This window comes from Anaeromicrobium sp. (assembly GCF_025210435.1).
Lineage (GTDB): Bacteria > Bacillota > Clostridia > Peptostreptococcales > Thermotaleaceae > Anaeromicrobium.
This window is the reverse complement of record NZ_JAOART010000044.1, coordinates 18105-40529: the sequence shown is the minus strand read 5'-3', so window position 1 is coordinate 40529 and position 22425 is coordinate 18105. Positions and strand designations below refer to the sequence as shown.

Sequence of the window (22425 nt, the reverse complement as noted above, 5' to 3'; positions counted from 1 at the left end):
TTATTCAACATCTAGTGGCAATAGCAAGAGGGCTACACCTGTTCCCATACCGAACACAGAAGTTAAGTCTCTTAGCGCCGATGGTACTTGGTGGGTAACTGCCTGGGAGAGTAGGACGTTGCTAGTTTAAAGACAAAGGATTTTATCCTTTGTCTTTTTTATTTGGGTTCATATGCCTAACAAGAAAAGAGAAGATAGAATCTCTTCCCTCTTAATCAGTAATTTTAATATTTCCCCTCTGTAATCCTGCAAATCCTGATCTGACAAATTCAACTATGCCATAAGGGGTAATCATTTCTATATATGCAGAGATTTTATTAGAGTCTCCTGTGAGTTCTACAGTCATGGTATCTTTAGATACGTCAATTATCTTTCCCCTAAATATATTAGTAGTTTCAATTAAAGAAGCTCGAGTGTCTAGAGTTGTTTTAATTTTTACTAGAACTAATTCCCTGTAAACTGCATTGTCTGCTTTTAATTCTATTACCTTTATAACTGGAATTAGTTTGTAAAGTTGTTTGGTAATTTGTTCTATAATATAATCATCATCAGCAATAGTTATAGTCATACGTGATATCTTAGGATTTTCCGTTTCCCCTACAGATAGGCTGTCTATATTGTATCCCCGTCGGCTAAATAGACCTGCTATTTTACTTAGGACCCCTGATTGATTTTCTACTAATACGGATAGTACTCTTCTATTAATTTTAATCTCCTCCTTAAAGTGTTGCAAAATCAGGATCAACCATACACTCGATTAAATAAGGTTTATCAGATTTTAAAGCATTTTCTATTACTTCTTCAAATTCCCCGTTGTTATTTACAGAAATACCATCTATTCCATAGGCCTTAGATAAGAGAATAAAGTCTGGATTTTGTAAATCAACGCCATAGTAGTTTCCTTTTCCATAGGCATTATACTGTAGTTCCCTTACCATACCTAATCTATTATTATTAAATAGAATTATAAGTATAGGTAGATTGTTTTGAGCAATAGTTCCTAATTCCCCTAAGGACATTTGAAAACCACCGTCACCAGTAATACATATAACCTTATTAGTACTAGCAAACTGTGCTCCAATAGATGCAGGCAAGGAGTATCCCATAGTACCAAGGCCACCAGATGTTAATATGGACCTTTTACCACTGAACTTAAAATTTCTAATGGTCCAAATTTGATTTTGGCCCACGTCAGCTGTAATTATAGAATTATGATCTGCTTCATCAGAGAGATAATTTAGAGCTATTTTAGGATTAACATATTTTTCATTAATAATATTCTTTTGTTTCTCACAAGATCTAATAACTTGTAATTGGTCTATCCAATCATTAGTATCTAAGCTAGTTATTTTTTCATTTAATTCCTGTAATATGGTTTTAGCATCACCAACTATAGGTACATGGGATTTTATGTTTTTTCCCACTTCGGCTGGGTCTATATCTATATGTATTATATGAATGTCATCATTTAAAGATTGAATTAGATTGTGAGCCCTATCGGCTATTCTTGCCCCTATGATCATTACTAAATCAGCTTTGCTAACTATATTTTTAGAGTCCTTATTTCCATGAATTCCAACCATTCCTAAATGATATTTTGAATCTTCGTTTAATGCACCTATACCCATAAGAGTATGGATTACAGGTATTTGTCCCTTATTTACAAATTCTCTAAATTCATCTATTGCATTTGCACAAATTATGCCTCCACCTACACAAATAAGAGGACGTTTAGAACCTTTTAGTTTATTTAAGGCTCGCTTAATTTGTCCTAGATGACCCTTATATATAGGTTTGTATCCTAGTATATTTATGTCTGATGGGTAGTTGAATTTCATTTTCTCCCTTTGGATATCTACAGGAATATCAATAAGTACTGGCCCAGGGCGACCAGTTTTAGCGATATAGAAGGCTTCTTTTATTATTCTAGGAATATCTTGGGCTTTTTTTACTAAATAATTATGTTTTGTAAAAGGTTCAGTAGAGCCTACTATATCTGCTTCTTGAAATACATCTTTACCTATTAGGTTAGAATTTACTTGACCTGTAATTACTACTAATGGAATGGAATCCATGTAGGCTGTAGCTATCCCTGTGATTAAGTTTGTAGCACCAGGTCCTGATGTGGCTAAACAAACGCCTACTTTCTTACTAGCCCGGGCATAGCCGCTGGCACAATGGGCAGCAGATTGTTCATGGCGGACTAAGATATGGTCTATATTAGAGTGTCTAAGAGACTCATAAAGAGGTAGGACTGCACCTCCTGGGTATCCAAATATAAATCTTACATCCTCTTTTTCTAAACATTTAATTATAATATCTGATGTTTTCATATCCTATCTCCTTTAAAAAATATTTCAACTATCGTAGCAAAAAATAGGACTCTTGTCAATAAATTCTTAAAATTGAGAAAAATATTTTTAATATATGAAAAATCAAATATAAAGGTATTGACATATGTTTCTACTATATATATAATTTATATAATTTAATATGATAAAACTTATCCAGAGAGGTGGAGGGACTGGCCCTATGAAACCCGGCAACCTGCGTAAAGCAAAGGTGCTAAATCCTGCAGCAATTAAGCTGAAAGATGAGAATATATTTTTAGTATATAAACCTCTTTCAGTATGAAAGAGGTTTTTTAAAATTCAAAAATTAATAAAGATTTCATCAAGAGAGGTGGAGGGACTGGCCCTATGAAGCCCGGCAACCTGCGTAAAGCTAAGGTGCCAAATCCTGCAGCAATTAAGCTGGAAGATGAGAGGAAAGTTTAAAAAAATACAAACAAACTCTCTTATCCTTAAGAGAGTTTTTCATTTTATTAATAACCTAGTTTGACGAGGAGTGAGAATATGAAGATTAAAAATTTATTTAATCAGAAAAAACCTGTTATTTCCTTTGAAATTTTTCCACCAAAGAAAAGTAGTTCTATAGATACCATATATAAAACTATTGATGGATTAGGAGAATTGAAACCAGATTATATAAGTGTCACTTATGGAGCAGGGGGTAGTGGCCATGAAAATAAGACATTAGAAATTGCATCTATAGTTAAGAATAAATATAATATAGAGGCTTTGGCCCATCTTACTTGCATATCTTCCACAAAGGATGAGATAGACCATGTACTAAGAGAACTTAGAGAAAATAATATTGAGAATATTTTAGCTTTGCGGGGAGATATTCCTAATGATCCCGATTTTAAATTTCCAGATCCTCTACACTATAGGTATGGATCTGATTTAGTCAAACATATTAGGGATTATGGCAAATTTTCCATAGGAGGAGCTTGTTATCCTGAGGGCCACATAGAAAATAATAATATGGATAAGGATATGGAAAACTTAATTAGAAAAGTAAATTGCGGTACAGACTTTTTAATAACACAACTATTTTTCGAAAACAATAATTTTTATAAGTTCCATGAAGATTTATTAAATAAGGGGATAAATATTCCTATACAAGCAGGGATCATGCCTGTTACTAATAAGAAGCAAGTAGAGCGAATTGTATCCCTTTGTGGGTCCTATATACCACCTAAATTTATGAAAATAATGAATAAATATGAACATAACAAGGAAGCCCTAATGGAGGCAGGTATATGTTATGCTACGGAACAAATAATAGATTTATTATCTTCTGGAATTGACGGAATCCATATATATACTATGAATAAACCAGAAATAGCCCATAGAATAATAAAGAATATAGGTTATGTACTAAAAGCATTAAATGAAAAGGCCGTATAAAAAGTTATAATTATAGATCTCGCATTCATAAACCAGCTTTATGTGAGCCTATTTCAGGAAACCATTGAAAATCTTTTCCACCCAAGTCCTTGTCACAAGCAAAAGTGTGAATCTTCGTAGATAGGTTCATGAGTCATGTTCAAGTAGCATAGAATGTTGTGACGTTCCAGGGTTCCAAAGATTTTCAATGGTTTCCCTTATAGGCAAGTTACTGTATAAGGGAAACTTATAATTGATAAATCTATAAAAGGGTGGGAGATAGGCATGTCTATTGATAAAAAAGAAGTTCTTAGATATTTATCATATAAAAACCAATATATAGACGAAAAATTAAATAATCTCATAGATGAATGTATTGTTGAAATAAAATCCATATCTAAACCTAAATACGTGTATGATATATTTAATATAAATAAGGATAATGGATATATATTAGAAAATACTAACTTTACTTTAGAGGGAGAAAATATAAAGGAACACTTAAAGGATTCAACTAAATGTGTTGTAATGGTGGCCACACTAGGAAGTATGGTTGATTATAAGATAAGGTATTATGAAAAAATTAATTTAACAAAGGCCCTCATATTAGATGCCTGTGCCACTACCTATATAGAGTATATTTGTGATAGGATTGAAGAAGAAATTAAAGAAATTGCAAGGAACGAAGGTAAGAACATTACCTTTAGATATAGTCCTGGATATGGTGATTTTTCCATTGAAGTACAAAATAATATACTAAATATATTAGATGGAAATAAAAGAGTTGGAGTGACTGCCACAGAATCTAGTATATTGATACCTAGAAAATCAGTAACGGCCCTTATTGGATTTCAGATAAAGGAAAAGAAAAATATAAATAAATGTTTAAGTTGTAATAAATATGAGAGTTGTAGTTTTAGGCATATGAAAGAAATAAACTAGTCAGTTCTCTGAGGAATTTGGATTATTTTCAAGGCATGGTGAGCGAGCATATTGAACATATGTAAGGGAGCCATAACGAAGAAAATAATTCAAATAACCAGTGGAATAATTAATTTATTTTTTGAATATGCCTTAGAAAAGGAGAGATTAGTTGTGGACATTAGGGAAAAGTTAAAGGATTCCATATTATTTTTTGATGGTGCTATGGGTACTATGCTACAGGAGAGAGGATTAAAAAGGGGTGAAATACCAGAGACTTATAACATAATACATCCTCATATAGTAAAAGAAATTCATAAAAAATACGTGGAAGCAGGGGCAGATATAATAACTACAAATACCTTTGGGGCTAATGAATTAAAATTAAAAGATACACCATACTCTGTGGAAGAAATAATAAATGCAGCAGTAAAAAATGCTAAGGAAGTGGCAGAAAATAAATATGTGGCTCTAGACATGGGGCCCATAGGTCAAATGATGGAGCCCATGGGAACTCTAAAATTTGAAAGGGCCTATGACATATTTAAGAGGCAAGTAATAGCAGGAACTAAGGCAGGATGTGATTTAATATTAATAGAGACCATATCAGATTTATATGAGATGAAGGCAGCCATACTAGCAGCAAAAGAAAATAGTAAATTACCCATATTTGCAACTATGACCTTTGAAGAAGACGGACGAACTTTTACAGGAACAGACCCTGTTAGTATGGTAATTTTCCTAGAAGGTATAGGAGTAGATGTACTAGGAATGAATTGTTCATTGGGCCCTAATGAAAGTAAACATATAATAACTAAAATATTAGACTATTCATCAATACCTGTTATGATACAGCCTAATGCAGGATTACCTAAAATTGTAAATGACCAGACCCTTTATGATGTGACCCCCCATGAGTTTGGAACTACCATAGAAGAACTAGGGTCTTTAGGAGTTAGAGTAGTTGGAGGGTGTTGTGGTACAAATGATAAGTTCATAAGGGAAGTGGTAAATAGATTAAAGGATAAGGAACCAGTAAAAGTAAAAGATAAAGAATTTACTGCTGTAACTTCCGCCACAAAAAATGTAATAATCGATGAAGTTGTAATGATAGGAGAGAGAATAAATCCAACGGGAAAGAAAAAATTTAAAGAAGCCCTTAGAGATAGGAATATAGATTATATATTAAAAGAAGCAATACTACAAAAGGAAAAGGGGGCCCATATATTAGATGTGAATGTTGGGTTACCAGAAATAGATGAGATAGGTCTATTGAAGGATGTAACGAAAGAAGTACAGTCCATAGTAGATTTACCCCTACAAATCGATAGCACGGACCCTGTGGCCATAGAGGCGGCCATAAGGGCGTACAATGGAAAGGCCATAATAAATTCTGTAAATGGAAAAGAATCTGTTATGAAGGATATATTTCCCATAGTTAAAAAATATGGAGCTTGTGTAGTGGCCCTTACCCTAGATGAAGATGGAATACCATCTAAGGCTGAAGATAGGGTAAAAATTGCAGAAAAGATTATACAAGGGGCTAAAGAGTATGGAATAGATAAAAAGCATATATTAATAGATTGTTTAGTTCTTACGGCCAGTGCTCAACAAGAGGAAGTATTAGAAACTATAAGGGCAGTAAAGATGGTAAAGGAAAAGTTTAATGTAAAAACCACCCTAGGAGTTAGTAATGTATCCTTTGGACTACCAAATAGAAGATTATTAAATAAGACCTTTTTAAGTATGGCCTTAGCTAGTGGACTAGATGCTCCCATAGTAAATCCTAAGGATGAGGATATATTAGAGACTATATTTGCATATAAAGTCCTTGCCAATGAAGATAAGGAATCAAAAATCTATATAGACAATTTTAAGGATGTGAAAAATCCTAAAGGTGAAGTGAAAACTTCCCATTTAACACTACAAGAAATCATAATAAAGGGACTAAAGGCAGAGGCAAAGGATAAGACCATAGGGCTTTTAAAGGAAAAGGCTCCAATCCAAATAGTAAATGAAGATTTAATTCCAGCTCTAGATATAGTAGGGAATAGATTTGAAGAGGGAAGTGTATTTTTGCCACAACTTATAATATCGGCAGAAACGGTGAAAAGGGCCTTTGAAGTTATAAAGGATAGAATAAAAAGGGAAGAAGAACAAATAAGTAAAGGAAAATTAATATTAGCCACGGTGCAGGGAGATATTCACGATATAGGTAAGAATATAGTGAAGGTTATACTAGAAAATTATGGCTTTGAAGTGATAGATTTAGGAAAAGATGTGGATCCTATGGAAATAGTACAAGTGGCTAAGGATGAAAATATAAAATTAATAGGGTTAAGTGCCCTTATGACTACTACAGTAAAAAGCATGGAAGAAACCATAAGGCTTTTAAGAGAAAATGAAGTAGAATGTGAAGTCTTTGTGGGTGGAGCCGTATTAAACGAAGAATACGCTCAGATGATTAAGGCAGATTATTATGCTAAAGATGCAAAAATAGCTGTGGAAATTGCAAATAAAGTGTTAAATTAATAGAGAGAAACTAATTTTTTTATAAAAAACTTTATACATTCAGCAATTTGCTACAAAAATAGTAATATACGTCCATTTATAGACAAAGGAAAAAGGTGTACCATATAGAATAAGAAGGTATAAAGTCTTTATAAAAGAGGTTAGATTATGATTTTAAAAATTATTTTAACAATAATGTTATGTATACCTATGGCATGTTTACAAATATATTTAATCAGAGATGCCATAGAAGAGATGGGTAAAAAGCCTTCTCCCAAAAAAGAGTCTATTAAAAAAGATTATGGGCACATGAGGATAGCAAAATAATATAATAAAATAGTAGAGTTATTAAAAAAGAAAGTATAAAATACTTTCTTTTTTGATGACTATTAATTCCATATGAAAATACTTTTATTTGATACAAATTTTATAACATGATATTATTATATTTATATACTATTTGTATAGACATATATTTTATTATAAGGAGAGTCTAAAATGTATATAATTAAGCAGACTATTAAACAAAAAAGGTTATCCTTTTGGAAACTTTGTCTAATGATTGTAGGAACTATTATTATACTTGATATTTCGTTAATACTATTAAAAATAGTAAGTCCTATCCTAGCTACAATAGGGGCTTTATTATCATTTGGGTTAGCAGTATGTGCCTGTTTATATATTATATATAGGAGAATTTCCTATTATAATTATAAGATAATAGGTGATGAACTTATAATGGAAAGAGTATTTGGTAGAGCAAGTCATTCTTTTTTAAGTTTAAAATTAAGTGAACTAGAATTATTTGAAGCATACAATAAGATAGATATAGAAAGAGTAAAAGAAAAAAAGGCAAAGACTTATAAATTTACTTCTACTAGGGAAACAAAAAACTGGTATATGGGTGAATTTACTAGAGGTGGAGATTCATATAGGTTTATATTTGAACCTAATAAAGAACTTCTAAATGCTATAAAATCAGTAATGTCATATTAAAAGGTAGCCCTAGGGCTACCTTTTTGGTTAAGCCTCTAAAAAAGGTACAATAATATTGAAATTTCTTATGACACAGACATACAGTAAATGAATAGAATATTATATAAAGGCCATAATTAATAAAGAGGTGAGGCTTTTGAGTAATTGTATTATGTGTATGGAAAAACCTAAGGAATACATAAATTTATTAGATGAACGTATATGCAGAGAATGTGAAAGAAAAATTACGGGCTTATCTATAGACGACATTGAATATGAATACTACAGCATGATGATTAAGAAAATATGGAGTAAGTACTTAGTTAAATATAATGAGAGCTACTAATTAGTAGCTCTCATTATTTTCATTATAAAAAATAAATAAAAATTATATCTATTACAAATAATTACAAAAATTTCCAGATGATTATGTTAGGATGTTATGGCAGGGGGGATAGCCATGAAGAAAAAAATTAAAATTTTATTATTAATCATTTCTCTTTTAATAAGTACAACTTACACAACTTATGGATATGTAGGAATAGATGGATGGATACCTATGATGACAGAAGGCAGTATACTTACTAAGGAGTTGGCATCTGTATTAGAGATGGAATGTAATACAGATGTGGAGTCAGATGATAAGTTAACTTTAACATTGAAAAATGGAGAGTGGTTAAATGATAATGAGGTAAATGAAAGTACTTTTGAAAAGGAATTTACTAGATATAATGATGAACTAAAAATAATAAAAAAAAGTAAGAACACTGTAGTGTGTTCTGTATCAGGGCTAAAAGGAAATAGTAAGTTAAAAATCCCAATATTATGCAAAGGACAAAGGGAAGGAAACATATTTTTAAAAGTAACCAGTGAAAAGAAAGGAAAGATCTATGAAGATGCTTGTGTTGCATCTGTACATAATGGAGAAATAGAAGGTAGTGTAGGTGGATCTGGAGAGTTTCAAGGTCATAAAAAACATAATATATCAGGAGTTTTATACACAGAATCTTTTGGAAGTTTACCAAAGGGAAAAGTTCAAATAACCTTTGAACTTAGTAATGAATTTGAATTTATGGATGATGGAAAAATAGAATATACACATATATCTAATGTGAAAAGTGATACTAAAATATCAGATAATAGATTAGTTATAAATCTAGATTTTTCTCAAGCTATATATGAAAGAAATGATGTATTTATTAGCTTTGAAAAAATTTCTATAGAAGCTAAAGAAGGGGCTAAGAGCCAAGATGTAATGGCAAAATTATATATAGATGGTAACCAAGTAGAGGAAGATAGAGTAGGGAAATATAAGGCAGAAGTAAAGGAGAAAATTAAGGAAGAATCTAAGAGTGAAAGAAATAGTAATTCAATAAAAGATAAAAATAAAAAAGAATCTAGTAATAAAAAAGAATATAGTAATAAAAAAAATAATAGTTCAACAAAAAATAAGAGCACAGAAGACATAATAAAGGAAATAAAAGAAGCAGCTAAAAAAGAAAGTGAATTCATGGAAGAAATAGAAAAAGATAAAAATAAAAAAGAATCTAGTAGTAAAAAAAATAATAATTCAACAAAAAATAAGAGTACAGAAGATATAATAGCGGAAATAAAGGAAGCAGCTAGAAAAGAAAGTGAATTTATGGAAAAAATAGAAAAAGATAAAAGAGAATCTAACATAAGAAAAAATAATAATTCAACGAAAAGAAAGGGTACGGAGAGCATAGTAGTAGGAAATAAATCTAAAAATATTTTTGCAGATATAAGTAGTCATTGGGCAAGGGGTTACATAGAACGGTTAGCAAAACAAAATATCATTTCAGGTTTCGATGATGGGAAATTTAAACCAGAAGACCATGTAACAAGGGCTCAAGTGGCCACCATATTAGTAAAGGGGTTAGATATAGATTTGAGTACTTATGAAAATAATAAAGTATTTGATGATGTGGAGACTGAAAGTTGGTATGGTAAGTTTGTTTATGTATGTCAGAGAAATAATCTGATAAATGGATTTAATGGACAGTTTAATCCAGAAAGAGAAATATCAGGACAAGAGTTAATTCAAATAGTTGTAAATGCATACGAGAAAAAATATGGACAAATAAAAATAGGTCTAGAAGATATAAAAAATAAAGAAGATGTAAGTAGTTGGGCTAAAGTGGCCTTAGCTAAGGGTGAAAAAATTGGATTAACAAATAATATTCTTGATCCTTTAAAATACAAAGAAAAGGCAAAGAGAGGTCAAGTGGCTACATTAATATATGAATTAATAAGATAAGAGTGTGAAAGGGTGGCATTGTTTTATGCTACTCTTTTATATTATGGCATAACCTATGTCTATAATATTTTTTTATTTATGTTAAAATAATAGTATATATTTAAATTAGGAAGAGGTATAGTATGAAAGGATTATTCATTAGTTTTGAAGGACCAGACGGAGCAGGGAAAACAACTCAGATAAAAATGTTAGAAGAATATCTTAAAAATAAAGGCTATGATGTAGTTCTTACTAGAGAGCCTGGAGGCACATCCATAAGTGAGCAGATAAGAAAGGTAATATTAGATGTAAACAATGGAAATATGAATTATATGACAGAAGCCCTTTTATATGCTGCATCTAGGGCACAACATGTAAGTGAAGTAATAAAGGCATCTATAGATGATGGTAAAATAGTAATTTGTGATAGATTTGTGGATTCTAGTGTGGTGTACCAGGGAATAGGTAGAAACTTAGGTATAGATACGGTGGAAGCCATAAATAAATTTGCCGTAGATGATTGTATGCCACATGTGACTTTTCTGTTTAAAATATGTCCAGAGGAAGGGATTAGGAGAAAGTCTAAGCAAGGAGAAAAGGATAGACTAGAAAATGAGAAAATAGATTTTCATAAAAGAGTTTATAAAGGGTATGAAGAATTAAGGGATAAACATGTAAATAGGATACAAGAAATAGATGCAGAAAGAACCATAGAAGAAATCCATGAGGATATTAAGAGACGAATAGATAATATATTGTAAACTATTTAAGGGGGTTATGCTATGAAACTAATAGTTGCTATAGTGCATGATGAGGATGCTCAAGGGGTAGTTGAAAAATTAACTGAAAATGGATATGGAGTTACTAAATTAGCTTCTACAGGGGGATTTTTAAGGGCAGGAAATACTACTATACTTGTGGGAGTAGAAAAGGAAAAGGTTGATAAGGTAATAGATATAATAAAAGATATGTGTAAATCAAGGAAAGAAATAGCTACAGCACCTACACCAATAATGGGGAATGCAGGACTTTTAGCAACCTATCCTGTGGAAGTTAAGGTGGGAGGGGCTACTATATTTGTCCTTGATGTAGATCGCTTTGAAAAAGCCTAAATGGGAGGCATAAATGGATTTTAAGAATATTTTAGGCCATGAAAGAACAATAGATAAGTTAAAAGAAACTATTAAAAAAGATAAGGTTGCCCATGGATATATTATTGATGGACCAATTGGAAGTGGAAAAAAAAGTATAGGAAAAGCCTTTGCCAAGGGAATATTGTGTAGTAGTTTTTCTGGTGATTGTTGCAATGTATGTTCCTCATGCTTAAAAATAGAAAGTGATAATCATCCAGATTTAATATATATTTATCCAGATGGAAAAAGTATAAAAAATCATCAGATTGAAAGTCTTCAACAGGAAATCATAAGAAAACCCTATGAAAGTGAAAAGAAAATATTCATAATAAATGATGCAGATTCCATGACAGGTAGTGCACAAAACAGACTTTTAAAGACATTAGAGGAACCTCCTGCCTATGCAGTTATAATAATGTTGAGTACTAATTCTAATAGATTTTTACCTACCATATTATCTAGAATTCAACTTTTAAAATTAAATAGGATACACAGTAATTTAATTGAAAAGTTCATATCAAAAAAATATGATATTCATGGAAATGAAGCTAAAATATATGCTAAACTATCAAATGGTATAGTGGGTAGAGCCATAGAATTAAAAGAATCTGAAGATTTTAACATAAAAAGAGAAGAAACTATAGATATATTGGAAAAATTAATATGTAAGGACCCTTTAAAATTTTTCGATGGAATTGATTTTTTTAGTAAGTATAAGGATAGTGTAGAGGAAATACTAGATATGATGTTATACTGGTTTAGAGACTTAATATTAATTAAAGAAACGGATTGTAATGATTTTTTAATTAACATAGATAAGGTTTCTCAATTACAAGAGCATAGGTATAAACTAGAGAGTAGTAGTTTGGTAGAAATAATAGAAAAAATTGAGGAATCGAAAAAGGATTTAAGGGCACATGTGAATTATCAATTAACAATAGAGAATATGTTGTTATGTATACAGGAGGTACAATAATGGTAAAGGTTGTAGGTATAAGATTTAAAAAGGCCGGAAAAATATACTATTTTGACCCTACAGACATATTAGTAGAAAAGGGACAAAACGTTATAGTAGAAACGGCTAGAGGAGTAGAGTTTGGAGAAGTAGTAGTTGGAATAAAGGAAATATCAGAAGATGAAATAGTAGCTCCTTTAAAATGTGTAATAAGAATTGCCACAGACGAAGATGAGACTATAGATAGAGAAAATAAGGAAAAGCAAAAATTTGCATTTGAGTGTTGTTTAGAAAAAATAGACAAACATGATTTAAATATGAAATTAATTGACGTGGAATATACCTTTGATAATAACAAGATAATATTTTACTTCACGGCAGATGGAAGAATCGATTTTAGAGAACTGGTAAAGGATTTGGCTTCCGTATTTAAGACTAGGATAGAATTAAGGCAAATAGGAGTTAGGGACGAGGCAAAGATGATAAATGGATTAGGTCCATGTGGAAGAACTTTATGTTGTGCCACTTGGCTTGGAGATTTTGAGCCTGTTTCTATAAAAATGGCTAAGGAACAGAGCCTTTCTTTAAACCCTACTAAAATATCAGGTATATGTGGAAGACTTATGTGTTGCTTAAAATATGAGCATGATATGTATGAATGTATGAAGAAAAACTTACCTAATGTGGGAGAAAGAATAGATACTCCAGATGGAGAGGGAATCGTAGTAGATAATAATGTATTGCTAGAATCTGTTAAAGTAAGACTTGTGGAAGATAAAGAAAAAAACAAATTAAGTGAAGATATATATGTTTACAACAAACAGGAGATTAAGAAAAATTGTTCTAGTTGCAAGTGCCCGAGTAAAGATGGACAAGAAGGAATTAAACATAATAAGGAATCTAAGAATAAGAGTAAAAAAATAAAGAAAGAAGAAAATAAGTAGTAGTATGTATAAAGCCTAAAATAATATACCATAATAGATATAGATTTCGTATTTATAAATCAGCTTTATGTGTGCCTATTTCACAAAAATATTGAAAATCTTTTCCACCCAAGTCCTTGTCACAAGCGAAAGTGTGAATCTTCGTAGATAGGTTCATGAGTCATGTTGGAGTAGCATAGGATGTTGTGACGTTCCAGGGTTTCAAGAATTTTCAATATTTTCCCTTATAGGCAAGTTACTGCATAAACAAATCTTAGTATTACGAAATCTATAAGGATAAAACTTTATGAAAGGTGGATAATTATGGCTTATAATATTACGGATGCATGCATTAATTGTGGAGCTTGTGAACCGGAGTGCCCAGTAAGTGTAATTAGTGCAGGAAGTGACAAGTATGTAATCGATGAGTCAGGATGTATTGATTGTGGAGCTTGTGCCAATGTATGTCCTGTAGATGCACCAGTACCACAGTAAAAATGAAAATTATATAAAAAGCCCTTGTGGGCTTTTTTGTTTTTTTAGTATAATTAGGGGAGTGTATGGGTTTATTATGTGAGAATTGGCTTTGTGTGAGCCTACTTCAGGAAAATATATTGAAAAATTTTCTCTTGTAGGCAAGTTGCTGTATAAAGAAAACTTAGTGTTACGAAATCCATATACATATTAAGCAGTAGGAGAGATAAGGATGAATAATTTAGTTTTATCCCATGAGAGGGTAGATGATTTACAATGTAAGGGACTTAGATTAATTCAGAATCCAAAGGGATTTTGTTTTGGAATAGATGCGGTGTTGCTTAGTAATTTTGCTCAGGTAAAGCGAAATTCTAAGGTCATGGACCTAGGAACGGGAACGGGAATTATCCCCATATTATTAGCTGGGAAGACTGAGGCTAAAGAGATCCTGGGAGTCGAGATTCAAGAGGAAGTGGCCAATATGGCAAATCGTAGCGTTAAATTAAATAATTTAGAAGAAAGGGTAAAAATCCTTAATGAAGATTTAAAGGATATACCTTCAAAAGTAGAAAATTATACTTTTGATGTGGTAGTATCCAATCCTCCATATATGAATTCTGGTGGAGGTTTATTAAATCCAGAGAGTATGAAGGCCATATCTAGACATGAGGTTAAGTGTAATTTAGAAGATGTTATTTATACGGCTTTTAAGATGCTTAAGGATAGGGGTAGTTTTTATATGATTCATAGACCCCATAGATTGGTAGATATTATTCATTTATGTAGGAAGTATAAATTGGAACCTAAAAAAATAAGGTTTATACATCCAAATAAAAATAAGAAACCAAATATATTTTTAATAGAGTGTGCGAAGTATGGAAGGCCAGAATTAAAATTTATGGACCCATTATATGTATATACGGAAGATGGTCAGTATACGGAAGAGATACATCATATATATGGAAGAGATAAAGAAAAAAATCCCTTTTAAGGGATTTTTCTAGATTTCTCCAACACATGTAGAACAAATGTTTTTTCCTTTGAACTTCTTTATGCCTTCTGATTCTCCACAGAATACACATGAAGGTTCATATTTTTTTAAGATGATGTTATCTCGATCAACATAAATTTCTAAAGTATCCTTTTCTTTTATTCCTAATGTACGTCTTAACTCTATAGGAATAACTACTCTACCAAGTTCATCAACTTTTCTTACTATACCAGTAGACTTCATTTGACTCCTCCTTACAAAATTCGACAAAATTCTTCCTTGATTGAATAATACCAAAAATCCCCAGAGAAGTCAAGAAAAAAGATGAAGATAGTATCTTCATCCTATAAAAAGTTAATTATTTTTTTATAAAACCTGCAAAAACATTTCTTGCCTTTTGTAATACATGTAGCAAACCAAGGGCTTGAGAAATCACTCCAGAATGTTCTGCTAACTGGGATGCGGCTATTTCTCCCGTTCCCAAAATATTATTTATGGTTCCCTGTGCAGCACGAACATTAGTAGAAATATCAGAACTTAAATTATTTAAATTAGTTGTTATTCCTGGAGCTTGATCTATTATTTTTTGAATATTTTTTTCGTTAGATTCTATTAAATTTCTAAGTACTTTTAAACTATCATTAAAGTTTTTTAATACCATTATGGCATAGCCTAAAAGAATTACTCCTAATATACCCATAATAATTATACCTAAGTCAAAAAGACTTATTTGTATGTTCATAACACCACTCCTCATTTATTTATATAATATAGATTTCGTATTTATGAACTTGCCTTATGAGAGCCTACTTCAGGAAAATATATTGAAAATTTTTTCCACCCAAGTCCTTGTCACAAGCGAAAGTGTGAATCTTCGTAGATAGGTTCACGTGTCATGTTCAAGCAGCATAGGATGTTGTGACGTTCCAGGGTTCCAAAGATTTTCAATATTTTCCCTTATAGGCAAGTTACTGTATAAAGAAAGCTTTAGGTTGATAAATCTATAAAATTTCTCTTTAAGAGATATTTATTTCATCATTAATTATATCAATATTTTCCATATATTAAAATAAATTTTTAGGCACAGAAAAATAATTATGAAATAATATAAAAGTTTTAATCATATATAGACAAGACCTATGAATATATTTTTATAGGTGATTAATATGAAGTTCATTTGGTTTTTTATGATAATAACAGGTGTGTTAGCTGCTATAATTAATGGAAATATAGATAAAATAAATGGTGTGGTTATAACCAACACTCAAGACGCCGTAATGCTTGCTATAGGCTTAATAGGTGTTATGTCAGTATGGTTGGGTCTTATGAATATAGCTAAAAAATCAGGATTAATAAGAAAAATATCAGTTATGATGAATCCTTTTATTAGGATATTATTTCCTGATATACCTAAGAACCATCCTGCAATTGGGTCTATAGTTATGAATATAGTTGCCAATATGTTTGGAGCAGGGAATTCTGCAACCGCTCTTGGAATTAAGGCTATGGAGGAGATGCAAAAGATAAATCCCAAAAAGGAAAGAGCTACGAATGCCATGTGCATGTTTTTAGTAGTGAATATGTCCTCTGTTCAATTGGTTCCTCTATCGGTCTTAAAAATTAGGGCGGACGCAGGAAGCCTAAATCCAATGGAAATAATAGCCACATCATTAATTAGTACTAGTATATCAACTATAGTCGGTATTATAGCGGCTAAGCTATTAGAAAGGGTATTTGTTTATGACTGATATACTTAATTTAATATCCATTAGTATTATACCCATTATAATGACTACCATATTAGTCCATGGCCTTATAAAGGGCGTGGACATATATGAAGCCTTTGTAGAAGGGGCAAAGGAAGGAGTTAATACAGCCATAAGGATAATGCCTTACCTTATAGGCATATTCCTAGCAATAGGTATATTTAGAACTTCTGGAGCAATGGATTTTTTCATAAAAATAACAGGGTTTATAACAGATACTTTTAATATTCCTAAGGAATTGACTCCCCTAATAATAATGAGGCCCATATCAGGGAGTGGGGCCTTAGGTGTAGTAAAGGATATTATTAATACCCATGGACCAGATTCTTTCATAGGAAGGGTAGCATCTACCATGATGGGATCAGCAGAGACCATATTTTATACTATGGCCGTATACTTTGGAGCAATAGGTATAAAAAAATCTAGACATACCATGTGGGCTGCCCTAATTTCCCATGTGGCAGCAGTTATGGCATCCCTATGGGTATGTGAGATTGTATTTAAATAGAGTTAGGATTTCTTAGCTCTTTTTTTGTGTTTTAAAGTAAAAATTGAATAAAATTATTTCATATAAATTTTGTAAATATATTTTAGGAAATTATATAAGATATGGATTTCGTGTTTATAAACTTGCTTTATGGGAGCCTACTTCAGGAAAATATATTGAAATTTTTTTCCATTGAAGTCCTTGTCACAAGCGAAAGTTGGAATATTCGTAGATAGGTTCACGCGTCATGTTGGCGTAGCATAGGATGTTGTGACGTTCCTCAATTTCAAAAATTTTCAATATATTTTCCTGAAGTAGGCAAGTTATTGTATAAAGAAATCTTAGTGTTACGAAATCTATATATTAAGGAAAATAAAATATAATTGATAAAATAAGCTAATCATGATATAATTACCTAAAGTTGAGGTGTTTGTCGGAAGTACCTGGCTAATAAAAAACCGAAGAATGTTGAGGTGTTTGTCGGAAGTACCTGGCTAATAAAAAACCGAAGAATGTGAAGATAAAAGGAACATCGGAAGATGTTCCTTTTTAAATATAAAAAAAAAGTTAGGGATTGGTAATAATGTCACAAATGGCATGCAAAGTAGTTTTTATAAAAGAAGATTTTTTTAAGAAAAATGAACATTTTGTGGAAATCCTAGATCCATATGATACTAAAAAGCAGGCAAAAAGAAATTATGCATTTTTAAATGTTAAGTGCCAAAATAATAATATATTTGTGCCTCTAAGAAGTAAATTTAATCCTAATCAAGGTTGTGGTGTTATAGGATATCCTGTTCCTACTAATAATAAACCAAATGCAGGATTGGATTTTAGAAAGATACTAATCGTCAACGAATTATCCTATATAGAATTTCCTTCAAATCCTAAAATTCCAAATATGCAACAGAAAATAATAAATGAAAAGTATAAGACTATAGAAAATATGGTTATTCAATACATAAAAGGATATATGAAATCAGCATTGAAAAAACGTGAAAAAAGGGATAAAAAATATAGATTTTCAACATTACATAACTTTCATAATGAATTAGGTATTGTTAGAGCGCTTGAGGAGAAGGAAATTACAGAAAAACAAATAGCAACAATAAAAGAAGATTAAACTTTTATATTTATACAATAATAAAGCACCTGAATAACATTATTCAGGTGTTTTATTATTTTATAGACAGAATTCCTATTGTGTTGCGTTGGTCAAAATAGTTGAATGGTTCAATAATTACGGTCACTTGATAATCATATTTACAAAGTTTATAACTGGCCTGTAGTAATATTTATCATCTAAATCAATATTTTTAGGAAGATTTCCTTTATCCATTGTTAATTCTCTTTTTAAAACATCGTCCGTATAAAATCTTATTTTAATTTTTGTTGCTTTTTCCATATAATTATCATCAAAATCAATTAAACCTTTTGGATCATAAATATGTTTGGTAAAAAATTTATGATCCAAGTCATTTGACTGTTTATTTTAATTATTTTCTTCATTATAGAATTGCTTACATACGATTAATGTGCTCGCTTACCATACTTTGAAAACAATCCAAATTACTCAGGGATCTGACTAGTTTGTTTTTTTATATGGCTTATGTGATATTTTCAACTTAATGATTAGGATTAACTCTATTGTAATAATAAGAATTTTTATACGATATTTTGTTAATAAAAGAGGTTTTTTGTATAAAAAGAAGAAAATTTAAATAATAGGAAAATATTACAAATTAGTGTAGAGGTGGGGTTTCATGAGTGAATTGGCAGTAGATAAGATTATAGAAAGGCTTAATGATGAAATATATTGTTCCGAATATGTATGTGATGTGAAAGATAATCAGGTAATTAAGGAAAACTCAACTATTAAATCTTATGTAGAAAAAATTAATAGCCATGTGAATAAAATAGATATTGGTTCTATAGATGAAATAAATAAATTGTTGTCCTCTTTCTATGATGAACAAATGGAGGATAGTTTGCTATGGTATGCTAATATGAAAGATGATGAAAATGATAAAATATATTTTTACTCTTTTGCTGGGTTTAGCCATGATTATATAAAAACTCATAAAAGCATTCATGAATATTCTTTTTTGAAATTCGTATTAGATAAATTTTTTGAAGATGGTATAAATATGGATGATATAAATATAGATGATTATTTGATGTCAAAAACTAGAGAATATGTTCAACATGTTATAGATGTAATGAAGGAATCAAATGAACATCAAATAAATAGTTTGTTTGATGAAATAAACCATATATCCACCTTAACTTATGAAGGTTCAACAGTGTCTTCTAAACTTATTATTATGCATAAGGATTTAATAGATAAAAATATAAATTATTATATAGAATTAAAAGAACCTATTAATTTTAATGAACATAGAAAAATAAGAAAGTTGCTTGAAACATCAGGTAAGGGGCTTTATTTAATTGGAGATAGTGAAAAAATATATGGTTTGGGCACAATTAATAAGTTGGATAAACTTGGAGATATAACTAAAAGCAAAAAGAATATATTAATAATAGATTTTATTGGGAAATTTGAGTATAGGATTAGTACAATTTCTACACATAGTAAAGTTGTAAAAGAAAGTGAGAATGAAGAAGTGATAAAATGGTCACTAAAAGAAAAGAATCTTGTGACTATAAAATATGGAAGACCAAATCTAAAAGAAGATAGATATTCTGAAGATGTACTTACAACTAAACTAGAAAGTATTTTTTGTGATAGTTTAAAAGATAACAAGAGTGGACTTGAACTTATAAAAAAGGTAATTTCATATGGGAAGAACCAAAAGCATGGCACCATGATAGTAATAACATCACCAGAGATTGCAAAAGAAGAAATGAAAAATTTGAAAACTCAATCTATAAATATTAAAGAAAAACGATTTAGTATTAATGATTCACATTTAGAGCGTCTTATAGATAGAATAACAAATATTGATGGTGCCATCTATATGGATACGGATGGTTATTGTCATGCTATAGGAGTCATACTAGATGGCATAGGAAAGGAAGGATATGGGGATACTTCTAGAGGTGCAAGGTATAATTCTGCTATTAGGTATTCTTTAAAGGAAGATGTTAAGGATAAATGCCTTATAGTTGTCATATCAGAGGATGGAATGGTAAATATAATACATAAAGGCGAAAATGTGATTAATACAAATAAAGAAATAAATGAAATAATAGATAAAGCTACGAAATTATATAAACAAAAAGATTATGAAATGGCATTAAAGAAAATTGATGAGGCTATAGAGAAATCATATGACACAAATGTTGCAGCATTTTCAACAAGAGGAAAGATATTATATTATAGCGGAGAAGAGGAAAAGGCCCTAGAAGATTTTAACAAGATAATAGATTTAGGGAGAAAGAACACGGAATCATATTATAATAGAGGGACTGTGTATTGTAAAATTGGACAAATAGAAAAGGGGTTAGAAGATTTAAATAAGGCAATAGAATTAGAACCTAAGCATTTTAAGTCATATAATAATAGGGGTAGCGTATATAAGAAAATGGGGAAATTAGATAAGGCCTTAGAAGATTACAATAAGGCATTAGAATTAGATCCTAATTATGCTAAGGCAAAAAATAATAGAGAAAGACTATATGAGGAAATGGAAAAAATTAAAAAATCCATGGAAGAAGTTGCTGTTGAAGTTGAAATTGATAGTACGAAGGCATAGCGGTATCTATTTTAGTAAAAACTTATTTTAGAAAAAATGAAATAGACAATATTTATAACAACCAGTTATATAAGTTTATATTAGGTCATTTTAGATTTTTAGAAATTATTGAGGATATGCATAAAAAAGAAGGTTAAAGTTTATAAATGGTACCCATAGTCTAACTCCTTTTTTTAGGAAGATATTCTATAGGTACCATTTAATTTTTTAAATTAATTTTCAACCATTTTTTTCACTTCTACCAACAATCTATCCTTAACATTTAACTCAGGATTTTCTAATACTAATTCTAATAATTTATTTAAAATAATACCTATTTCTTTTCCCTGCTTTAGCCCCATATTTATCAGATCTTTACCATTTATCTTTAAATCCCCTACACTCAAGGGTTCTTTTTCACATAAGATTTTCTCACAAGCAAATTTAAGTCTGTAAATATCTTCAAAGTCATAAGGGGGTTTAGTATTAACTCTATCGGCAATGAATAGCTTAAATAGGTCATCTAGCTTGTGAATACCTATCTTTCTAATAAACTTTTTAACAGTGGATGATTTTAGTTTGTCATATCTTTTCATATGATGATAAACTAATTGGCATACATGTTCAATTTCCCTGTTAGAATATTTAAGATCAGTCATTATTCTTTTGCATATGATGGAAGATTCCTTATGATGGCCATAAAAATGGCCTATATTATTTTCATCTAAAGTAAATGTATTTGGTTTTCCCATGTCGTGAAATAATGCGGATAATCTAAGTTCTAATTTTGCTTCTATAGTATCTAGTACACCCATGGTATGTTCAAATATATCCTTATCATGATGAGGATTTTCTTGGTTAAATCCCATAGATTTATATAATTCATTAAATTTGTAGCTACGCCATAATCCCTTCTCCATCAAGATTCTAATACCTATACTTGGTTTTTCTGATAATAATATTTTATCTAACTCATCTCTCAGTCTTTCCTTACTTATTTGGTCAATGTTTGAATGGATATGCTCGTATGTTTTAGAATCTATTTTAAAGGCATATCTGGTGGCAAATCTTATGGCCCTAATCATTCTTAATCTATCTTCTGCAAACCTATCTAAAGGGTTTCCAACGGTTCTTATTATTCCTTTTTTTAAATCTTTTTTCCCACCGAAGTAGTCAATTATATTTCCATCCATATCCATAGCCATTGAATTAATAGTGAAGTCTCGCCTTTTTAGATCTTCTTTTAAAGTATTTGTAAATTTAACTACCTTAGGTCTTCTACCATCATAATCACATTCAAATCTATAGGTAGTTACTTCATAGGCTATATTATTAATCATAATGGTCATAGTTCCATAATCCTTGCCTGTTGGTATGGTTTTTTCAAATATATTTTCTATTTCTGTAGGAGTTGCATTTGTACATAGGTCATAGTCCTTTGGGTTTAATCCCAGGATCATATCTCTTACGGCTCCACCTACTAAAAAACATTCATATCCCTTACTTATTAAATTTTTCATAATATACTCAACATCTTTTGGGATTTTATTTTTATATGCCATTTCTAATCACCTTTCCGTTTGTACTATAACTTGTCTATTTTAAT

23 protein-coding genes, 1 rRNA gene and 2 riboswitches are annotated in these 22425 nt (G+C 30.6%); of the genes, 18 read left to right on the top strand and 6 right to left on the bottom strand.

All coding sequences use genetic code 11. The features are described 5' to 3' along the window. Nucleotides 1–10: 10 nt before the first annotated feature. A 5S ribosomal RNA gene (rrf, locus tag N4A57_RS05295) occupies nt 11–127 on the top strand. An 84-nt stretch (nt 128–211) separates the two neighbouring features. Here the strand turns inward: rrf and ilvN are convergent. Together ilvN and ilvB are read right to left on the bottom strand one after the other, a co-directional pair. Then, nucleotides 212–733: an acetolactate synthase small subunit gene (gene ilvN, locus N4A57_RS05290; RefSeq protein WP_330671453.1), complete on the bottom strand. Its 522-nt coding sequence runs from the start codon at nt 731–733 to the stop codon at nt 212–214. Continuing rightward, on the bottom strand, nt 720–2333 hold the full coding sequence (gene ilvB / locus N4A57_RS05285; RefSeq protein WP_293656595.1) for a biosynthetic-type acetolactate synthase large subunit: 1614 nt from the start codon (nt 2331–2333) through the stop codon (nt 720–722). Before ilvB ends, ilvN begins: the two co-directional genes overlap by 14 nt. A 167-nt stretch (nt 2334–2500) precedes the next feature. Then, a riboswitch (SAM riboswitch) is annotated at nt 2501–2600 on the top strand. Nucleotides 2601–2667: 67 nt separating this feature from the next. After that, nucleotides 2668–2767: riboswitch (SAM riboswitch) on the top strand. A gap of 88 nt (nt 2768–2855) precedes the next feature. Here ilvB and metF point away from each other — a divergent pair. The 13 genes from metF (at nt 2856) to N4A57_RS05220 (ending at nt 14871) form a co-directional block, all read left to right on the top strand. Continuing rightward, on the top strand, nt 2856–3752 hold the full coding sequence (gene metF, locus N4A57_RS05280) for a methylenetetrahydrofolate reductase [NAD(P)H] (protein ID WP_293656593.1): 897 nt from the start codon (nt 2856–2858) through the stop codon (nt 3750–3752). Between the two features lie 264 nt (nt 3753–4016). Then, nucleotides 4017–4673 (top strand): vitamin B12 dependent-methionine synthase activation domain-containing protein, encoded by a 657-nt coding sequence (locus N4A57_RS05275; protein ID WP_293656591.1) that lies wholly within the window; start codon nt 4017–4019, stop codon nt 4671–4673. 51 nt (nt 4674–4724) lie between these two features. After that, a complete protein-coding gene (locus tag N4A57_RS05270; RefSeq protein ID WP_330671452.1) occupies nt 4725–7184 on the top strand; it encodes a homocysteine S-methyltransferase family protein in 2460 nt (819 codons plus the stop codon). Between the two features lie 147 nt (nt 7185–7331). Continuing rightward, nucleotides 7332–7490, top strand: a complete 159-nt coding sequence (locus N4A57_RS05265) for a hypothetical protein (protein WP_293656589.1) — start codon at nt 7332–7334, stop codon at nt 7488–7490. 171 nt (nt 7491–7661) lie between these two features. Continuing rightward, a complete protein-coding gene (locus tag N4A57_RS05260; protein WP_293656587.1) occupies nt 7662–8159 on the top strand; it encodes a hypothetical protein in 498 nt (165 codons plus the stop codon). Nucleotides 8160–8295: 136 nt separating this feature from the next. Beyond that, nucleotides 8296–8484 carry a sigma factor G inhibitor Gin gene (locus tag N4A57_RS05255; protein ID WP_293656586.1) on the top strand — a complete coding sequence of 63 codons (189 nt, stop codon included), beginning with the start codon at nt 8296–8298 and terminating at the stop codon, nt 8482–8484. A 114-nt stretch (nt 8485–8598) separates the two neighbouring features. Then, nucleotides 8599–10416: an S-layer homology domain-containing protein gene (locus tag N4A57_RS05250; RefSeq protein WP_293656584.1), complete on the top strand. Its 1818-nt coding sequence runs from the start codon at nt 8599–8601 to the stop codon at nt 10414–10416. A 122-nt stretch (nt 10417–10538) separates the two neighbouring features. Then, the gene (gene tmk, locus N4A57_RS05245; protein ID WP_293656582.1) at nt 10539–11156 is read left to right on the top strand and encodes a dTMP kinase; all 618 of its coding nucleotides are present in this window, start codon (nt 10539–10541) and stop codon (nt 11154–11156) included. 21 nt (nt 11157–11177) lie between these two features. After that, nucleotides 11178–11507, top strand: coding sequence for a cyclic-di-AMP receptor (locus N4A57_RS05240; RefSeq protein ID WP_293656581.1), 330 nt, complete (start codon nt 11178–11180; stop codon nt 11505–11507). Nucleotides 11508–11520: 13 nt separating this feature from the next. After that, nucleotides 11521–12504 (top strand): DNA polymerase III subunit, encoded by a 984-nt coding sequence (locus N4A57_RS05235; RefSeq protein ID WP_293656580.1) that lies wholly within the window; start codon nt 11521–11523, stop codon nt 12502–12504. Then, complete coding sequence (locus tag N4A57_RS05230) at nt 12504–13427, top strand: PSP1 domain-containing protein (RefSeq protein WP_293656579.1); 924 nt, start codon at nt 12504–12506, stop codon at nt 13425–13427. Before N4A57_RS05235 ends, N4A57_RS05230 begins: the two co-directional genes overlap by 1 nt. 303 nt (nt 13428–13730) lie before the next feature. Beyond that, a complete protein-coding gene (locus N4A57_RS05225) occupies nt 13731–13901 on the top strand; it encodes a DUF362 domain-containing protein (RefSeq protein ID WP_293656578.1) in 171 nt (56 codons plus the stop codon). A gap of 211 nt (nt 13902–14112) precedes the next feature. Next, nucleotides 14113–14871, top strand: a complete 759-nt coding sequence (locus N4A57_RS05220; RefSeq protein ID WP_293656577.1) for a tRNA1(Val) (adenine(37)-N6)-methyltransferase — start codon at nt 14113–14115, stop codon at nt 14869–14871. Between the two features lie 9 nt (nt 14872–14880). On the opposite strand, the gene N4A57_RS05215 is transcribed toward N4A57_RS05220, so the two are convergent. Further along, nucleotides 14881–15114: an AbrB/MazE/SpoVT family DNA-binding domain-containing protein gene (locus N4A57_RS05215; protein ID WP_293656576.1), complete on the bottom strand. Its 234-nt coding sequence runs from the start codon at nt 15112–15114 to the stop codon at nt 14881–14883. A gap of 115 nt (nt 15115–15229) precedes the next feature. Beyond that, complete coding sequence (locus N4A57_RS05210; protein WP_293656574.1) at nt 15230–15613, bottom strand: DUF948 domain-containing protein; 384 nt, start codon at nt 15611–15613, stop codon at nt 15230–15232. A gap of 424 nt (nt 15614–16037) precedes the next feature. Between N4A57_RS05210 and N4A57_RS05205 the strand changes: the two genes are divergently transcribed. The 3 genes from N4A57_RS05205 to N4A57_RS05195 all read left to right on the top strand — a co-directional run bounded on the left by N4A57_RS05205 (nt 16038) and on the right by N4A57_RS05195 (nt 18247). Beyond that, entirely contained in the window at nt 16038–16619 is a 582-nt protein-coding gene (locus N4A57_RS05205; RefSeq protein WP_293656572.1) for a nucleoside recognition domain-containing protein, read from the top strand. Further along, nucleotides 16612–17145 carry a spore maturation protein gene (locus tag N4A57_RS05200; protein WP_293656570.1) on the top strand — a complete coding sequence of 178 codons (534 nt, stop codon included), beginning with the start codon at nt 16612–16614 and terminating at the stop codon, nt 17143–17145. Before N4A57_RS05205 ends, N4A57_RS05200 begins: the two co-directional genes overlap by 8 nt. Before the next feature lie 562 nt (nt 17146–17707). Continuing rightward, complete coding sequence (locus tag N4A57_RS05195; protein WP_293656568.1) at nt 17708–18247, top strand: hypothetical protein; 540 nt, start codon at nt 17708–17710, stop codon at nt 18245–18247. 123 nt (nt 18248–18370) lie between these two features. Here the strand turns inward: N4A57_RS05195 and N4A57_RS05190 are convergent, their stop codons facing one another. Further along, nucleotides 18371–18598: a hypothetical protein gene (locus tag N4A57_RS05190; RefSeq protein ID WP_293656567.1), complete on the bottom strand. Its 228-nt coding sequence runs from the start codon at nt 18596–18598 to the stop codon at nt 18371–18373. A 289-nt stretch (nt 18599–18887) separates the two neighbouring features. On the opposite strand from N4A57_RS05190, the gene N4A57_RS05185 reads away from it, so the two are divergent. Next, the gene (locus tag N4A57_RS05185; RefSeq protein ID WP_293656566.1) at nt 18888–20840 is read left to right on the top strand and encodes a tetratricopeptide repeat protein; all 1953 of its coding nucleotides are present in this window, start codon (nt 18888–18890) and stop codon (nt 20838–20840) included. Between the two features lie 212 nt (nt 20841–21052). Here the strand turns inward: N4A57_RS05185 and N4A57_RS05180 are convergent, their stop codons facing one another. Then, entirely contained in the window at nt 21053–22381 is a 1329-nt protein-coding gene (locus N4A57_RS05180; RefSeq protein ID WP_293656565.1) for a CCA tRNA nucleotidyltransferase, read from the bottom strand. Nucleotides 22382–22425: the final 44 nt, after the last annotated feature.

Coding starts and splice junctions, on each gene's coding strand:
- N4A57_RS05220 (WP_293656577.1), top strand. CDS start 14,113: ATGAATAATTTAGTTTTATCCCATGAGAGGGTAGATGATTTACAATGT.
- metF (WP_293656593.1), top strand. CDS start 2,856: ATGAAGATTAAAAATTTATTTAATCAGAAAAAACCTGTTATTTCCTTT.
- ilvB (WP_293656595.1), bottom strand. CDS start 2,333: ATGAAAACATCAGATATTATAATTAAATGTTTAGAAAAAGAGGATGTA.
- N4A57_RS05250 (WP_293656584.1), top strand. CDS start 8,599: ATGAAGAAAAAAATTAAAATTTTATTATTAATCATTTCTCTTTTAATA.
- N4A57_RS05195 (WP_293656568.1), top strand. CDS start 17,708: ATGTCACAAATGGCATGCAAAGTAGTTTTTATAAAAGAAGATTTTTTT.
- N4A57_RS05200 (WP_293656570.1), top strand. CDS start 16,612: ATGACTGATATACTTAATTTAATATCCATTAGTATTATACCCATTATA.
- N4A57_RS05210 (WP_293656574.1), bottom strand. CDS start 15,613: ATGAACATACAAATAAGTCTTTTTGACTTAGGTATAATTATTATGGGT.
- N4A57_RS05265 (WP_293656589.1), top strand. CDS start 7,332: ATGATTTTAAAAATTATTTTAACAATAATGTTATGTATACCTATGGCA.
- N4A57_RS05205 (WP_293656572.1), top strand. CDS start 16,038: ATGAAGTTCATTTGGTTTTTTATGATAATAACAGGTGTGTTAGCTGCT.
- N4A57_RS05180 (WP_293656565.1), bottom strand. CDS start 22,381: ATGGCATATAAAAATAAAATCCCAAAAGATGTTGAGTATATTATGAAA.
- N4A57_RS05225 (WP_293656578.1), top strand. CDS start 13,731: ATGGCTTATAATATTACGGATGCATGCATTAATTGTGGAGCTTGTGAA.
- N4A57_RS05230 (WP_293656579.1), top strand. CDS start 12,504: ATGGTAAAGGTTGTAGGTATAAGATTTAAAAAGGCCGGAAAAATATAC.
- N4A57_RS05235 (WP_293656580.1), top strand. CDS start 11,521: ATGGATTTTAAGAATATTTTAGGCCATGAAAGAACAATAGATAAGTTA.
- N4A57_RS05215 (WP_293656576.1), bottom strand. CDS start 15,114: ATGAAGTCTACTGGTATAGTAAGAAAAGTTGATGAACTTGGTAGAGTA.
- N4A57_RS05185 (WP_293656566.1), top strand. CDS start 18,888: ATGAGTGAATTGGCAGTAGATAAGATTATAGAAAGGCTTAATGATGAA.
- N4A57_RS05260 (WP_293656587.1), top strand. CDS start 7,662: ATGTATATAATTAAGCAGACTATTAAACAAAAAAGGTTATCCTTTTGG.
- N4A57_RS05240 (WP_293656581.1), top strand. CDS start 11,178: ATGAAACTAATAGTTGCTATAGTGCATGATGAGGATGCTCAAGGGGTA.
- N4A57_RS05275 (WP_293656591.1), top strand. CDS start 4,017: ATGTCTATTGATAAAAAAGAAGTTCTTAGATATTTATCATATAAAAAC.
- tmk (WP_293656582.1), top strand. CDS start 10,539: ATGAAAGGATTATTCATTAGTTTTGAAGGACCAGACGGAGCAGGGAAA.